This window comes from Micromonospora yongxingensis (assembly GCF_052601155.1).
Genome location: NZ_JBQXEO010000027.1, coordinates 1 through 15337, shown reverse-complemented (window position 1 = coordinate 15337; position 15337 = coordinate 1). Strand labels below are relative to the sequence as shown.

Annotated in this window: 11 protein-coding genes and 1 pseudogene; 1 reads left to right on the top strand and 11 read right to left on the bottom strand. The window is 72.7% G+C overall.

Features of this window, described 5'->3' with window-relative positions; genetic code table 11:
* Positions 1-7: 7 nt before the first annotated feature.
* The 11 genes from ACTWLT_RS26030 to ACTWLT_RS25980 all read right to left on the bottom strand — a co-directional run bounded on the left by ACTWLT_RS26030 (position 8) and on the right by ACTWLT_RS25980 (position 13795).
* Positions 8-1618, bottom strand: coding sequence for a P-loop NTPase family protein (locus ACTWLT_RS26030; RefSeq protein ID WP_445320607.1), 1611 nt, complete (start codon positions 1616-1618; stop codon positions 8-10).
* Between the two features lie 144 nt (positions 1619-1762).
* Positions 1763-3706 (bottom strand): hypothetical protein, encoded by a 1944-nt coding sequence (locus ACTWLT_RS26025; protein WP_445320656.1) that lies wholly within the window; start codon positions 3704-3706, stop codon positions 1763-1765.
* A gap of 210 nt (positions 3707-3916) precedes the next feature.
* On the bottom strand, positions 3917-5620 hold the full coding sequence (locus tag ACTWLT_RS26020; protein ID WP_445320606.1) for a glycoside hydrolase: 1704 nt from the start codon (positions 5618-5620) through the stop codon (positions 3917-3919).
* A gap of 142 nt (positions 5621-5762) precedes the next feature.
* Positions 5763-6593 (bottom strand): phosphatase PAP2 family protein, encoded by an 831-nt coding sequence (locus ACTWLT_RS26015; RefSeq protein ID WP_445320605.1) that lies wholly within the window; start codon positions 6591-6593, stop codon positions 5763-5765.
* A 302-nt stretch (positions 6594-6895) separates the two neighbouring features.
* Entirely contained in the window at positions 6896-7717 is an 822-nt protein-coding gene (locus ACTWLT_RS26010; RefSeq protein WP_445320604.1) for a shikimate dehydrogenase, read from the bottom strand.
* Entirely contained in the window at positions 7717-8916 is a 1200-nt protein-coding gene (mltG, locus tag ACTWLT_RS26005; RefSeq protein WP_445320603.1) for an endolytic transglycosylase MltG, read from the bottom strand. Before mltG ends, ACTWLT_RS26010 begins: the two co-directional genes overlap by 1 nt.
* Positions 8916-9374 carry a Holliday junction resolvase RuvX gene (gene ruvX / locus ACTWLT_RS26000; RefSeq protein WP_445320602.1) on the bottom strand — a complete coding sequence of 153 codons (459 nt, stop codon included), beginning with the start codon at positions 9372-9374 and terminating at the stop codon, positions 8916-8918. Before ruvX ends, mltG begins: the two co-directional genes overlap by 1 nt.
* Positions 9375-9447: 73 nt before the next feature.
* Positions 9448-12126, bottom strand: a complete 2679-nt coding sequence (alaS, locus tag ACTWLT_RS25995; RefSeq protein WP_445320601.1) for an alanine--tRNA ligase — start codon at positions 12124-12126, stop codon at positions 9448-9450.
* Positions 12123-12428: a hypothetical protein gene (locus ACTWLT_RS25990; RefSeq protein ID WP_252419167.1), complete on the bottom strand. Its 306-nt coding sequence runs from the start codon at positions 12426-12428 to the stop codon at positions 12123-12125. The genes alaS and ACTWLT_RS25990 overlap by 4 nt, the downstream gene beginning before the upstream one ends.
* A gap of 29 nt (positions 12429-12457) precedes the next feature.
* Positions 12458-12922 (bottom strand): DUF948 domain-containing protein, encoded by a 465-nt coding sequence (locus ACTWLT_RS25985; protein WP_252419166.1) that lies wholly within the window; start codon positions 12920-12922, stop codon positions 12458-12460.
* A gap of 147 nt (positions 12923-13069) precedes the next feature.
* Positions 13070-13795, bottom strand: coding sequence for a hypothetical protein (locus tag ACTWLT_RS25980; protein ID WP_445320655.1), 726 nt, complete (start codon positions 13793-13795; stop codon positions 13070-13072).
* A 240-nt stretch (positions 13796-14035) separates the two neighbouring features.
* Between ACTWLT_RS25980 and ACTWLT_RS25975 the strand changes: the two are divergent.
* Positions 14036-15337 (top strand): annotated as a pseudogene (locus tag ACTWLT_RS25975) (hypothetical protein); the annotation flags it as partial.

Below are 15337 nucleotides of genomic sequence, written 5' to 3'. Positions count from 1 at the left end.
GCACCGGTCAGGCCCGTCCGCTGCGGGTGAGCACGAAACCCAACGGGGCGACGCCGGCCGCGCGCAGCCGCTCCGCGAGCCGGCGCAGGTCGCCCTGCCGGGTCCCGTCCTGTTCGACGACCACCACCGCGGTGCCCTGGCGGGCCGCCGCGACGCCGCGCTCGTCGGCCTCGGCCGGCGGCGCGTTGAACAGCACGATCCCGGTGGAGGCGCGCTGCCGCCATGTGCCGAACCGCACTCCCCCAGCGCCCACGGGGATCTCCTCGGCGCTGTTCCGGACCGTGCTCGTGCCGCTCGCGGTCGTACCCGGGGTCCGGGGCAGGGTCAGGGTGGCGTCCGGGTCCGCCGACGGGCGCCGGCCGACCGGGTACGGCAACGGGCGGCGGACGGGGATCTGCTCGGTGACGTCGTGGCCGCTGGCCAGATCGGCGGCCCGGGGCTTCGGGACGAGCGAACGGACCGGACTGGCCGTCGCCGGCAGCCGGTCCCGGTCGGCCAGCACGGCGGCGCGCAGTTGCTCGAGGCGGCCGCTGTCGTCGGCCACGTACACGTCCCGGCCGGTCGCGGCGAGCGCGACGGCCAGACCGGCGGTGACGGCGGTCTGGTCCTCGCGGGTGGTCAGCAGAGCCACCCGGGCCGGCTCGCGAACCCGCTCGGCGATCGCCATCGCCACGTACCGGATGTCCGCGTCCACCGCCCTCCCCCGGCCGCGGAACAGCCGGCCGCGCACGGTGCCGAGCAGCGGCAGGCCGGTGACGTCCCGTCCGTCGTGGACCGACCGGACCCGGCGGTCGGCGGACTCCCACGCGTACGCGAGCACCACGCCGAGCAGTGCGCCCCCGAGCAGCCCGGCCAGCACGTAGAGCAGCGTGTGCCCGTCGGAGGAGACCAGGACGTGTTCCGCGCTCTGAGTGATCCAGCCCGGGTTGACGTCGACCGCCGCGATCTCGGTCCGCGACGACTTCAACTGGGTCAGTTGGTTGTTGGTGCCGCCGAGTTCGGCGACCGCCGCGTCCAACGAGCCGTCCCGCGCGCCCGCGATGCGCCGCTGCAACGCCTCCCGCTGCTTGTCCACCTCCGCGATGCTCTCGTCGTAGCGCCGCAGCATCTCGGAGCGCTGCTTCTCGTACATCGTCCGCCGCACGTCGAGGTAGGTCTGCGCGGCGAGGTTGACGTTGCGGACCGCGTCGTCGGCGGAGCGCCCGGTGTACGAGAAGCGCAGGATCTGCCCGCCGGTCGGCACCTCCACCTCGAGTGCGTCCCGCACGTCGCGCTGGTCGTCGCCACCGGCGGTCACGAGCCGTTGCACCACCTCGGTTCCGGTGGCGATACCGCTCTCCACGTTCATGTTCACCGCGCGGTCGGCGGCGGCGCCGCTCGGGGTGAACGCGTCGGTGACGACCGGGCGCACCGCCACCACCGCGCTCGCGGTGACCGCGCCCGGACTGAGCAGGACATACCCGAGGGCGGCGAGCAGGCCGACCGCGGCGACCGCCGCCACCAGCCGGATCCGGTGCAGGGGGACGCGGAGCAGGTCGGTCAGGGTGACCGTCCGGGCCGGCGTGCCCCCACCGCCGAGCGGGTCGGCGGACCAGGAACCGGAAGGTGCATCAGCCATGAAACTTCACCGTCTGTTATGGATTGCCCGGACGGAACGACGCCCGTGCGCGCCGTACATTCCCCTGCGACGCATCCGGCCGGCGACGTGGTCCGCCGCCGGCCCGACGTGATCTATCGATTCTCTGTGACGAACGGGTCGTCGTCACTGCACGGAGAAGAAAATCCTCGGCGTGGACCACGTCAGTCCCCCGCCCGCCGGCGCGATCACCGTGCTGGTCGCGCCGTCCACGGCCGGGGCGGCCGTCGGGTCGAACGCCACGCTGCGCAGCGTGCCGTCGGTCGCGCCGTACACGATCCGGCCGCCGACCCACGCCATGCCCCGCACCGACGACCAGGTGACACCGGTCGTGGGAAGGGGGAACTCGGTGGCGCCCAGGTAGTTGCCGTCGATCTCGAAGTAGCGGTAGTAGAGCGCGTTGGCGCCGCTGCGGGTGTAGTAGAGCCGGCCGTCGAGGTAGAACGCGCCGGTCATGCCAGCGGCGTTGAACCAGTCGTTGAACCCCGACGACTCCCACGGGACGCCGATGGCGCCGCCGTTGAACATCGAGACGTCGATCCGGCTGCCGGTGGGGGTGCCGGCCACCGTGTGCGCCCAGTAGATGCGGTCGCTCACCCGCCAGGTCGCCCCGGCGTTGGTGTAGGTGGGCTGGCTGACCGTGGCCGGCGTGCCGACACCCGCGCCGTTGAACGGCACCTTGGCCAGCTGGCCCTCGCCGGTGCCGAGGTAGAGGTTGCCGGTGGTCGCGGTCGGCGGGTTCTTCGGGACGACGGTGCGGCCTCCGGCGAGCGGGAACATGCCGAGCCGGCCGTGGTACTCGCTGCCCATGCCGTCGGAGTTGTGCCCGAAGTAGAGCCCGTCGCTGCCCCGCCACAGCACCGGCACCTGGGAGCCCCAGTTGCTGGTGCCGGCCGGCATGGACGCGCTGCCGCGGCGGCCGGGGTTCCAGGCCACCGGCAGGCCGGTCGCGGGGGTGACGGCGGCGATGCCGAGCCGGTCGATCGCGCCGTTGCCGGCCGCGTCGGACGCGTTCGGGTTGTTCAGCCAGCGGAAGTGCCCGCCCAGGTAGATGACGTTGTCGGCCACCTCCACCGAGGTGATGGTGTCGTTGCCGGTGTAGTCGACCCAGGTGCCGAGCTGGCCGCTGCCCCGGTTGGCGGTCTCGAACCGGATCAGCGCGTCGCAGTAGGCGGCCGGCCAGCCGGCGCCACCGTTGGTGCCGACGACGAACCAGGTGCCGTCCGCACCGAACTTCACGTCCTGCACGTAGTGCACGAAGGTCGTGGGCGCCGCGCACGGCGGGACGAACTTCTCGGTGCTCCAGTCCAGCACCGTCGGCGTACCGGAGAGGTCGATCAGCGCCATCTGGTTGCGCGACAGTCCGTTGACCAGAGTGAAGTTGCCGCCGGCGACCATCGTCTGCCCGTCCGGGGTGATGTCGATCGTCCAACCGTACGAGCCGGTGCCGTGCCGCCCGACGGTGGCGTTGATGGCGAAGGTCGGGTCGATCGCGCCGGTGCTGGCGTTGAGCCGGCCCAGTCCGGAGTGCGCGGCACCGTTCAGCCAGTTGAAGGCGCCGGCGACGTAGAGCCAGTTGCCGCGCAGCACCATGTCCCGGATCATGCCGCCGTCGGAGCGGCCGACCCAGCTGTCGACGGTCGCCCCGGTCGTGGGGTTCAGCGCCACGAGGTTCTTCCGCGAGACACCGTTGACGGTCTTGAACCCGCCGCCGACGATGAGCGTGCCGTTCGGGCCGGCGAGCAGGGAGTTGACCGGGCCGTCGAGGGCCGGCAGGAAGGTGGTCGAGATGGTTCCGCTGGTCCGGTCGTACGCGAACAAGTAGCTCTGCCCGATCCACGGGGCGCTGGCGTTCTGTCGGATCTCGGTGAAGCTGCCGCCCACGTACACCTGCGACCCGACCTGCGCGAAGGCGCGGCTCTCACCGTCGCGGCCGTGTGGCGTGTTGTCGGCGGGGTTGGTTGATACCAGGGTCGCCGTCTCGGGGGCGGGCACCACGGTGGCCGAGGCCGCCGACGGGACGGTCATCACGGCGGCGGCGGTCACCAGGCCGACCAGGGCCGCGCGGATGCGGAATCCGGCAGATCGCCGAGAGAGCGGAACTTCGGGCACGCTACGCCTCCAAGATGGACGAGAACCCGCGTAGCGTGCCTCGCCGATCCCGGCCGGCGACATCCGCCGATTGGGCGGTCAGTGGCCCCGAGCGACGACATCAGCACTGGCTGTCGGATGTCCGACGGACCTCCGACCGCCCCTCGCCGTCGCGCGAGCGTCGCGGTGTCAGCCCCCCGGAGTCGGTTGGCTGAGATAGGCGTCGCGGCCGGCCCGGGCGAACCCCGCAAGGGCGGACGGGTCGTGGTTCATCGTCATGTCGCAGGTGCGCGTCCGGGTGGTCACGCCGGCGGAGTTGAAGTAGATCGCCGCCTTGATCTTCGGGTGCGCCTTGAGCGCGGCCGGGAACTCCTCGAACCAGCGCCGCTTGGCGTCCGGGTCGGCCGTGTCGAAGTTGGTGCCGAACTCGGCGAGCATCCGGGGCTTGCCCGCGCCGATGCCGCTCTGGTCGAGCCAGCGGTAGAAGCTGCCGATGGTGGTCGACGGGCTCTTCCACGTCGTACTGCCGTTGCAGACGTGGAAGTTGTACGGGTCCCAGGCCACCCAGTCCACGAAGCGGTCTCCCGGGTACAGGCCGGCGTACCGGCCGTAGTGGCCCGACCAGCCCATCATCGTCCACACCCAGACGGCGTTGTGGGCGCCGGCGGCGGTGAACCGGTCGTGCACGTACTGCCAGGCGCGGACGAAGTCGGCGTCGCCGCCCTTGCCCGGGTCGTCCTCCGGCTCGTGGTCGAAGCCCATGAACACCGGCACACCGGTCGCCCTGATCCGGGCGGCGACAGCGTCGATGGTCCCGTCGTGCCGGCCGCCGTAGACGTCCTTCCAGGTGAGGACGGCACCCGAGGAGAAGACCCGGGACTCCCAGGCGAAGAACATCACCCGGCCCTCACGCATCTGCTGCTGTTCGTAGGAGTCCGGGAAGGCCCCGTTGCTGCCGCTGTTGGAGAAGTCGTGGTAGCGGTGCACGATGTCGAAGCTCCGCCCGACCTGCGCCTCGATGTCGGTGATGGCCCGGCCGTGATCCCAGGTCGACGGGTTCGTCGGCGAGTACATCCCCCACCAGGCTCCGCACGAGGGCACCAGCTTCGGCGACACCTGTCCGCACCCGGTGGTGGGGGGACGCGGTGCTGAGGTGGGCGGCGGGCTGGGCGCCGGCCGGGTCGGGCTCGCGCTGGCGGACGGCGGCGGCGTGGTCGGTGCCACCGTCCGGCTGGGAGACGGCGCGGCGCTGCTCGGCGCCGACGTCGGGGTCGGGCGGCTCGCGACGTCGTACGCCAGGACCAGCCGGGGACGCAGGTCCGGGTTGCGGTTCTCCGTCGAGGCCCAGTAGATCCGGGTCTCCAACCCGGTCTGCGCCATCGAGACGGTGAGCGTGCCGTCGCCCGTGACCAGCTTGGACACGTCCCACTCGTTGAAGCCGGGCCGCACACCGGTGACCGTGTCGACGGCGGGGCCCACCGGCCCCGGCGCCGGCCGTGCCAGCCGCGCGTCCAGCGTGGACGCGTGGACCGTCACCGTGGCGTCGAACGCCTGCCAGGCGTGCACCCGCAGGGTGGCCCGGACGTTGACCGCGTTCGGCGGCAGCGTGGGCGTCGCGAACTCCAGGACCGCCTCCCGTGCGCCACTGGGGCGGGCGTCGCAGCGGTTGGGGCAGGTGGCGAGGGTGGTCTTCGCGCCGTTGTCCCCGTCCTGGCTGACGGTCGTCGCGGTGGTGTCCGCCGTCGCCGCGATCGACACGTCGTCGGCGGCCAGCAGCGGCACCATGGTGGCCACCAGTCCACCCACGACCGTCGTGGCGGCCACGCCGAGCAGCAGTGCCTTGCGTCGGCCACCGCCGCGTCGGACGTGGCGGGGCGCTCCATACCTGCTCAAACCGGCTCCCTGTGTCGACCACCGCAAACTGTGCGCAGCGTATCGGCGTACACACGGCGACGAGTGGCTGACAACCGGTAGCTAAGCGGGTCTTAATGGCAGCCTAAGGATGCCCGCAGGTCGCCGGCTGTGCGGCGAACGATCAGGTGGTGGTCGCGACCCGCACGGGCACCGCCGTCGCGGGCCCGGCGGGTGTGCGGACCCGGCCCTCGGCCACGAGGACCGTCAGCACCATCACGCCGAGCAGCAGGGCACCGAAGATCCAGCCGCCGATCACGTCGGTGAACCAGTGCCGCTCGGCGTAGATGCGCGTGTAGCCCTCCACCGAGGCCAGCACCGCCAGCGCGGTCACCATGGCGATCCGGCCGCGCCGCGGGATGTTCCACGTCAGGCCCGCCAGCACCGCGATGGTGCCGAAGGTGAGCATGACCCGCGCACAGCCGCCGGAAGGATAGGTGCCGAGGTCGGTGGGTGGGTGGCCCCGGTCCACGGTGAGGGCCAGGATCTGCTGGGTGTACTGCTCGACGACGAACTGCATCGGCATCGCGAGCAGGGGGATCCACCAGCGGCGGCGGCGCCAGGCGATGGCGAAGCCGACCGCCGCGACCACGGTGACCCACTTGAGCGGGTACCGGTCGCCCAGCGCGGTGACGAACGAGTTGAGGTCGGCCCACGCGTCGACCCGCCGGGCGTGCACGTAGTCGAAGACGGCGTGGTCGACGGTCGGCTCCAACCTGGACAGCGCCTCGCCCAGCGGCCAGCAGATCGCCACCACCGCCGCGCATCCGGCGAGCGCGACGACGAGAGCGGCCCCGAGCCGGCCGAACGCGTCGGTGAGCCCGGCCACCGCGACGCGCAGTCGCTCCGCCATCCGACTCTGCCGCACGGCCGGCGCCCAACGGACGGCCGCCAGGGGAACCAGGACGACGGGCGCCAGCACCGACAGCGCGCCCAGCACGTAGATCAGGACCATGGCCGGTCACCGCCGTCCGGGCCGAGCGAACGGCACCGCCCCATCCTTGGCACGCCACCGCGTGGTGAACGCCAGATCATCGGTCCTCCTGTCCGCGGGCCGTCGAACAACTCCCGATCCAGGCCCCGTGGACAGCCTCCCGGACAGGATCGACCACGCCGGCACCAACACGTGACGATCGATTGGTGACACGTTAGGGGACGCCTGACCACCGCGATAGCCGCCGCGTCCGTCCTGTCGCGTTCCACCGCCTCGGGTGTCGCACTGCCGACAGTCGCGGTCGCCGGGCTGGTCGAGCCAGCTCAGTGGCGGGACGCGTGCAGGGCCGCCGCCATCGCGTCGCGGGGCGCGCTCACCCCGGTGAACTGCTCGAACTGGCCGACCGCCTGGGCCAGCAGCAGGTCGAGCCCGGAGACGATCCGACAACCGACGACCTGCGCGGACGCCGCGAGGGGCGTTGGCCACGGATCGTAGAGCGCGTCGAACAGCACGGTGTCCGGCCGCCAGGCGATCGTTGCGGCGAGCGGGTCCGCGACGCCCTTCGGCACGGTGGAGATCACGACGTCGGCGCGGCACCGGTCGGCGGCGTCGGCCCAGGACGCGCCGGCCATCGACAGGCCGACCGCCCGTGCCACCGAACCCAACTCCCCGACCGCCTCGGGTCGACGCGCCACCACGGTCGCCGTGCGGACCTCGAGGAGGGCCGCCGCGGCCAGCGCCGCGCGGGCCGTCCCACCCGCGCCGAGCACCGTCACCGTCGCCCCGGGACGCACGCCGGCGGCGGTGAGCACGTCGACCATGCCGCCGACGTCGGTGTTGTCCGCGCACCAGGAGCCGTCCGGCCGGCGTACCAGCGTGTTGGCCGCGCCGACGGCGACGGCGACCGGCGAGGCCCGCGCCGCCACCGCGAGCGCCGCCTCCTTGCCCGGCATGGTCACCGACAGCCCGGCCCACTCCGGGCCCAGGCCGGCGACCAGGGCCGGCAGCTCCGCCGCCGCGCACTCGATCCGGGTGTACGACCACCCGGTCAGCCCGGCCGCCGCGTACCCGGCGGTGTGGATCACCGGGGAGAGGGAGTGCGCGATCGGTTTGCCCAGCACCGCGGCCCGTCGTCGGAGCGCCATCAGATGATGCCGGCCTCCCTGGCCTTGGCCTCGTTGCGCTGGTGGGCCTCGTAGGTCTCCGCGAAGGCGGAGTGGCCCTGCTTGTCGATCGCCACGAAGTAGAGCCACTTGCCCGGCGGCGGGTCCATGGCCCCCTCCAGGGCCTGCCTGCCCGGGTTGTTGATCGGAGTGGGGACCAGGCCACGCAGCTTGCGGTTGTACGGGTTCTTCGGGTTGTCCAGATCGGCCGCCGTCATCTGCGCGGACGTCTTGGTCTGCTGGCCGGTCAGCTCCAGGTAGTAGTTGACCGTGACGTCCATCTCCAGGCAGTTGCAGGGGAACTCGCCGTAGACCCGGTTGTAGGCCACCCGGGCGACCTTGCCCAGGTCGTCCTTGTTGCCCGCCTCGGCCTGTGCCAGCGAGGACACGATAAGCGCCTCGTACGGGCTGACGCCGCCCCGCTCCTTCTGCACCCGGTCGGCGAACTTCATCTCCTCGGTGACGGTGAGGAAGTTCTCCACCATCAGCTTGAGGATGCTCTCCGCGGTGGACTTCGGCGGGATCTCGTACGTGTCCGGGAAGAGGAAGCCCTCGACGGACCTGGGGACCTTCTTGCCGTCCTCGCGCTTGAACCACCAGTCGGGGATGCCGAGCTCCAGCGGGTTCTTCGCGGCGGCCTCGAAGTCCTTGACCGGGATCTTCGTCTTCTCCGACAGCAGCTTGTAGATGTTCTTGCTGCTGCGCCCCTCGGGGATGGTCAACCCGTTGACGATCTTGTTCTTCAGGTCGAGCATCGCGGTGACGGCACTCGCGCCGCTCATCTGCTTGCGCAGCTTGTACGTGCCCGGCTGGATGTTCTTGCTGCGCGAGTTCGCCTCGGCGGCCTCGATGAACGCCTTGTGGCTCTTCACCACGTCCGCGGTGACCAGCGCGTCTGCCATGTCGGCGATGAGGGCGCCGTTCTTGATCTCGACGGTGACCTCACCGGTGCCAGCCCCGTCGTAGTCCGGGGTGACGAAGTAGTTCTGGATCCGGTCGAAGCCGTAGAACGCTCCGCCGCCGATGCCGCCCAGCAGGACCAGGGCCAGCAGCAGGGCCATGAACGTCTTGCCCCGTCCCCCGGAGCCGCCGCCCTTGCGCTTGCGGACGAAGCCCCGCCGGTGCCGGCCCTTCTCCCCCCGCTCCGGCTCGTCGAACCCAAGGTCCAGATCGTCGATCATTACGTCCGCCTCCGCTGCGCGTCCAGCCAGCTCTGCAGGATCTCCACCGCGGCCGCCTGGTCGACAACCGCACGTTGACGCTTGCCCCGAACGCCACGCTCGGCAAGCCTACGAGAAGCGACCACGGTCGACATCCTCTCGTCAGTGAGCGTTACCGGGACGGGCGCTATCACATCGACCAGTCGGTCAGCGTACGCCTTCACATGGATGGCCGCCGGTCCGTGCTTGCCGGCGAGATTGACCGGAAGGCCGACGACGACCTCGACGGCCTCGTGTTCGGCCACCAGCGCCGCCAGCTGGGCAATGTCGCTCGGCACCGTGTCCGCCGCGGCGGTGAGATCCCGGGCGAGAGTCACCAGCGGCGTCGCCAGCACCCCGTCCGGATCCGAACGGGACACTCCGACCCGCACCTGACCGACGTCCACGCCGATCCGAACGCCACGCGTGCGTCCACTCACCGACGGTCACCACCGGAACCGAACAAGCCAGGGCGGGCCGATCGGCCCGCCCTGGTCGAAAGATGGTGGTCCATCACGCCTCGGTGATCGCCTTCTCGACGGTGAGTAGCAGGTTCGGCGCTTCGGCCGCCGGCAGGCCACCACCCTGGGCCAGGTCGGGGCTGCCCCCGCCGCGCCCGGAGAACGCCGCCTTCACCAGATCCGATGCGGCGAGACCCCGACCGCGGGCGGCCTGGTTGACCGCCACCACCAGGGACGCCTTGCCGTTCGCGCGGGCCGCCACCGCGACCACCGCCGGCCGCGCCGGGTCGATCTTGCCCCGGATCTCCTGGGCGAGCGTCCGCACGTCGTTGCCGGCCGCGCCCTCCGGCGCCTCGGTGCCCACGTACGCCACCCCGCGCACGTCCTTGGCCTGCGCGGCGAGCGCCGACGCCCCGCCCAGCACCAGTTGGGCGCGCAGCTTCTCCAACTCCTTCTCCGCGTCCCGGAGCTGGGTGACGGTCTGCTCGACCCGGTCGGCGACCTGCTCGTTGGGCACCCGGTACAGCTCGGCCAGCCGGGAGACCAGCAGGTGCTCGCGGGCCAGGAAGCCGAAGGCGTCCATGCCGACCAGCGCCTCGACCCGGCGAACACCGGAGCCGATCGACGACTCGGAGAGGATCTTCACGAGGCCGAGCTGGGCCGAGCGGGCCACGTGCGTGCCGCCGCACAGCTCCCGGGCGTAGTCGCCCACCTCGACGACCCGCACCTCTTCGCCGTACTTCTCGCCGAAGAGCGCCATCGCCCCGATCCGCCGCGCCTCGTCCAGCGAGGTGATGAAGGCGTGCACCTCCAGGTCGGCCAGGAGCACCTCGTTGACCTGCTGCTCCACGTCTCGCAGCACGCTCGGCGACACCCCGGTCGGGGTGTTGAAGTCGAACCGCAACCGACCCGGCGCGTTCAACGAACCCGCCTGGGTGGCCGAGTCGCCGAGGAAGTTCCGCATGGTCTGGTGCACCAGGTGGGTGGCCGTGTGCGACCGGGAGATCGCGCGCCGCCGGGTGGTGTCGATCTCGGCGTAGCCGGTCTCGCCGGCGCGCACCTCACCCCGGATCACCCGGGCCCGGTGCACGATCAGACCGGGCACCGGCTGCTGCACGTCGAGCACCTCGACCTGACCGCCGCCCACGGTGATCATGCCCTGGTCGGGTTGCTGACCGCCGCCCTCGGCGTAGAACGGGGTGGTGTCCAGCACCAGCTCGATGGTGTCGCCCTCGGTCGCCGCCTGACGCGGGCCGCCCTCGCCGAGCAGCGCCCGCACCGTCGACTCCCGCGCCACCTCGCTGTACCCGGTGAACGTCACGGGGCCACCCGCGTCCAGCACCGACCGGTACGCCGACACGTCGGTGTGCCCCGTCTTGCGGGCCTGCGCGTCCGCCTTCGCCCGGGTCCGCTGGTCGGCCATCAGCCGGCGGAAACCCTCGTCGTCGACCTTGAGGCCCTGCTCGGCGGCGATCTCCAGGGTCAGGTCGATCGGGAAGCCGTACGTGTCGTGCAGCTGGAACGCCTTCGCCCCGGACAGCGCCGTGCCGCCCGCGGTGCGGGTCTCGGCGATCGCGGTGTCCAGGATCGTGGTGCCGGCACGCAGGGTGGACAGGAAGGCTTCCTCCTCGGCGTACGCGTACTGCGCGATCCGGTCGAAGTCGGTCGCCAGTTCCGGGTACGACGGCGCCATGCAGTCCCGCGCCACCGGGAGCAGCTCGGGAAGCGCCCGATCCTGCCAGCCCAGCAGCCGGACCGACCGGATCGCCCGGCGCATGATCCGGCGCAGCACGTAGCCACGCCCCTCGTTGCCGGGGGTCACGCCGTCGCCGATCAGCATCAGCGCCGTACGCACGTGGTCGGCGATCACCCGCAGCCGGACGTCGTCCGGGTGCGACTCGCTGGCCACGTGGCCGGAGTGCGCGCCGTAACGCTTGCCGGTCAGCTCGGCCGCCCTGTCCAGGATCGGCCGGACCTCGTCGATCTCGTAGAGGTTGTCGACGCCCTGCAGGATCGAGGCCATCCGCTCCAGGCCCATGCCGGTGTCGATGTTCTTCGCCGGCAGCTCGGCCAGGATCGGGTAGTCGTCCTTGGTGGTGCCCGGACCCCGCTCGAACTGCATGAAGACGAGGTTCCAGAACTCCATGTAGCGGTCCTCGTCGACCGCCGGGCCGCCCTCGCGGCCGTACTCGGGGCCGCGGTCGTAGAACAGCTCGGAGGACGGCCCGCACGGCCCGGGGATGCCCATCGACCAGAAGTTGTCGGCCTTGCCCCGGCGGACGATCCGGTCGGCCGGCACGCCGATCGAGCGCCAGATCTCGAACGCCTCGTCGTCGTCCAGGTAGATCGACGGCCAGATCCGCTCCGGGTCGAGGCCGAAGCCGCCGTCGGCCTGCGACTTGGTGATCAGATCCCAGGCGAGGGGGATCGCGCCGTCCTTGAAGTAGTCACCGAAGGAGAAGTTGCCGTTCATCTGGAAGAACGTGCCGTGCCGGCTGGTCTTGCCGACCTCGTCGATGTCCGGCGTGCGGATGCACTTCTGCACGCTGACCGCCCGCCGGTACGGCGGGGCCTGCTGACCCAGGAAGTAGGGGACGAACTGCACCATGCCGGCGTTGACGAACAGCAGGTTCGGGTCGCTGATGGCGGGCAGCGGAGCCGACGGCACCACGGCGTGACCGTTCGCCTCGAAGTGCGCGAGGTACCGCCGCTTGATCTCCGCCGTCTTCATCGCTGGTGTTCCTCCGGAAAAATCTCTCGATCGCCGATGCGCGGGTCCTCCCGCAACTCGGCGAACTGGTCGTCGAACGCCTCACCCTGGGCGAACGCCTGGTGGATCTCCTGCTCGCGCTCGGCCATCCCGATGCGAACGTCCTCCACGAAGCTACGCAGCGACTCGACCAGCCCGCCAGCGGATTCCGACAACGAGCTGGCCATGCCGGCCGGGGTGTACGCCTGCGCGGTCCGGGTCGCCTTGCGGACCACCACCACGCCGACGGCGAGCCCGATGCCGAGCCAGAACAACCGCCTCATGTCTCGCTACCTCCTGGTGCGCCGGCCGGTCAGCGGTTGCCGCGCCGGGCAGCGCGCCGCTGCTGCTTGATGGTGTCGCGCACCTCGCGCTCGGTCTCGGCGTGCCGGCGGCCGGCGGCGGCCTTGCGTACGCCGTAGCCGAACGCGGCCACCTTGACCAGCGGGTTCGCGGCCGCGGCGGAAACCACGGTGGCCAGGTTGGCGACGTTGGCCGTGACGTTCTGCGCGTGGCTGGTCATGGTGTCGACCTTCGCCAGCTGGAGGTTCACGCCGTCGAGCGAGGTCTGCACCTGCTCCAGGGCGGTGTTGACGTTCTTCACCGTGGTGTTCACGTCGCCGAGCAGCGGTGCGGTCCGATCGTTGAGGTCGTTGATCATCCGAGTGGTGGCGTCCACCGTGTGCCGCAGCCGCAGGATGGGCAGCGTCAGGATGAGCACCAGCACCGCGAACGCGCACGCCGCGATCAGCGCCGCGACCTCTCCAATGTCGCCCACGCCTGTCCTCCTCAAGCAGAGTTCCGGGGACCCTACGTCCCCGGAACGCACCACCGTGGTACCCGTACCGGTCCCCGAGCCATCGCGATCAACGGCAGCGGGCGGGCCCACCAGCCCCAGACCCTACCGTCCGTGATGGAAACCGGCTCAGGACGGTGAGGGTGTCAACTCGCCCAGCGGGTCCGCGCTGACTGTCGGGAACGGGTCCTCTCCGGTCAGTGACGGATCGGTGCTCGGCTGGGGCCTGGTCCGCTCGTCGTCGATCGCGTTGCGCACCTTCACCGACACCAACGAGCCGGTGCACTTCGTCGCAGCGGCCGACGGGTCTCCGGACGGCACGACCGCCGGCTCGCCGTCGACCGGCGGCGGTACGCAGGTCGGCTCGCGCACCCACAGGTCGAGGGTCAACTCGTCGCGACGCCAGCAGGTGTAGCTGCCCTTCGTCTCCTGTTCCGGGCAGCGGGACACCTTCCACGGTTGCCAGCCGTCCTCGCGGAGTGCGCTCTCGTAGACCCCCGCCGTCTCCTCCGGCGACTTCTCCGAGGTGACGGTGCGTTCGCGCAGTCGACAGTCGAGCAGGCACCAGCGGCTGCCGCTGACCTCGTCGACCGTCTTCGCCGCGGCCCAGCCGGGCACGTTCAGCTGGTCCAGGTTGTCGAACACCGGGTCGCGGCTCAGCGTACGGATACCGAAGAAGAGCGGCACCGCGCCGAGCAGCACGACGCTGACCAGCACCAGCACCGCCGCCCGCAGCCGACGCCGTTCGCGCAACTGCCGGCGCAGCTCGGACCGGGCGCCGGGTGCGGCGCTCTCGTCGTCGGGCGCCGCCTGGCCGGCCGGGCGCAGCGCGGGCCCGTCGGACGGCTCGGGCACCGGCCGGTCCACCGGCCCGCCCGGGACGGGCACCACGGCAGCGGCCCGGGCCACGCCGACCGGCTCCCCGGGGCGGTTGGGCGGTGGCACCGGGGCGACGCCGGACGGCTCTGGACGACCGGGGTCCCGAGGCGGTGGCAGGGCACGGCCGGCGGCGCGGTCGGCCGGCGCGGGTCGAGCGACCGGAGCACCGCCGCGGGCCGTCGCGGGGCCGGTGCCGGGCTCGCCACCCACAGGCGGGTGTCCGGCGCCGGCGGGGCGGACGGCGGCACGAGCCGGACCATCCGGGCGTGGGCGGGGCGGACCATCCGGGCCAGCGCCCGGCGGCACGGCGGCGCGACCCGGACCATCCGGGCGTACGCGAGGTTGACCATCCGGGCCAATGCCCGGCGGCACGGCGGCACGACCCGGACCATCCGGCCGGGCGGCGCCACGGGCGGCGGCCTCGGCACCCGGGCGGGGCCGCGGTGGCCCGGCGGGTCCGTCGTGGCCGGGATCAGCCGCCGGACGGCGGCGTCGGGCGGTCGGGTCCGACGGGGGCACCGCAGCGCCCCGGCGGACGGTCGGCCGCTCGCCGGTGACCGGCGGATAGGTCGGGCCGGCATTCGGCTGCTCCCCGGTGGACTCCGGCGGCCCGGGTCGGGCGGCACGGCGACCGGTCGGGGCGTCCGCGCCCGGGTCGACCGGCGGCCCGACGGCTCGACGGCCGGCGGGGCGCTCCGCTGCCGGGTCGGGCGCGGCGAGCCGGCCGGCCGAGCGGTCGGTGAGATCATCCGCACCCGCTGGCGGCGCGGGTCGGCGAGGTGCGGCCCGACCCCCGGCCGGGGCGGGCGTGTCACCACGCCGGTTGACCGTCGGCAGGCCAGGGTCGGTGTGCGGCAGACGGCCGGCCTGGCGCAGCCAGTCGGCCGGTCGCTCCGGCCGGTCGGTCCGGGGCTCGCCGGCGGCGGCAACGCCGCGCTCCTGCTCCTCGAGGGCCGCCCGGCGGCGCCCGGCGCCGTCGGTCGGGCCGACGATCGGCGCGGCGCCGGTGTTGCCGGTGGACGCGTCGGGCACCGGCGGGGCGTTGCCCGATCGGGGCACCACCGGCTCGGGTTCGGCGGCGCGGCGACGCCCGCCGGGGGCCGGGCGGGCGCGCTCGGCAGGCCCACGGCCGGAAACCTCCGCCGCTCCGGGGTCGACCGGGCCCGGGCGACGCCGGGCGGTCCGCGGATCACGGTCGACGGCGGGGTCTGGTCGCAGTCCACCAGGGACCGACGGCACGGCACCGGCCGGCGGCGCGTCGAACTGGCCGCCGCCGGGAGCGGTCGGTGGACCGGGGGCTCGCGCAGGATCGTTCGCACGCCGACCGCCCGGCCCGCCGGTGGCGGGCAGTGGACGGCCGGGCTCGGTGGGTTCCGGGCCGGGGCCGCGACCCGGCTGCGCGGCGTCGGGCCGGCGCAGCGGCGGCATCGCGTCCGCCCTGCCCACGGGTGCGGCGGTGACCGGCCGGCGACCGGCCGGCGGGCAGGCCGGCGGGCCGGCAGGATCCGCATGACGCGT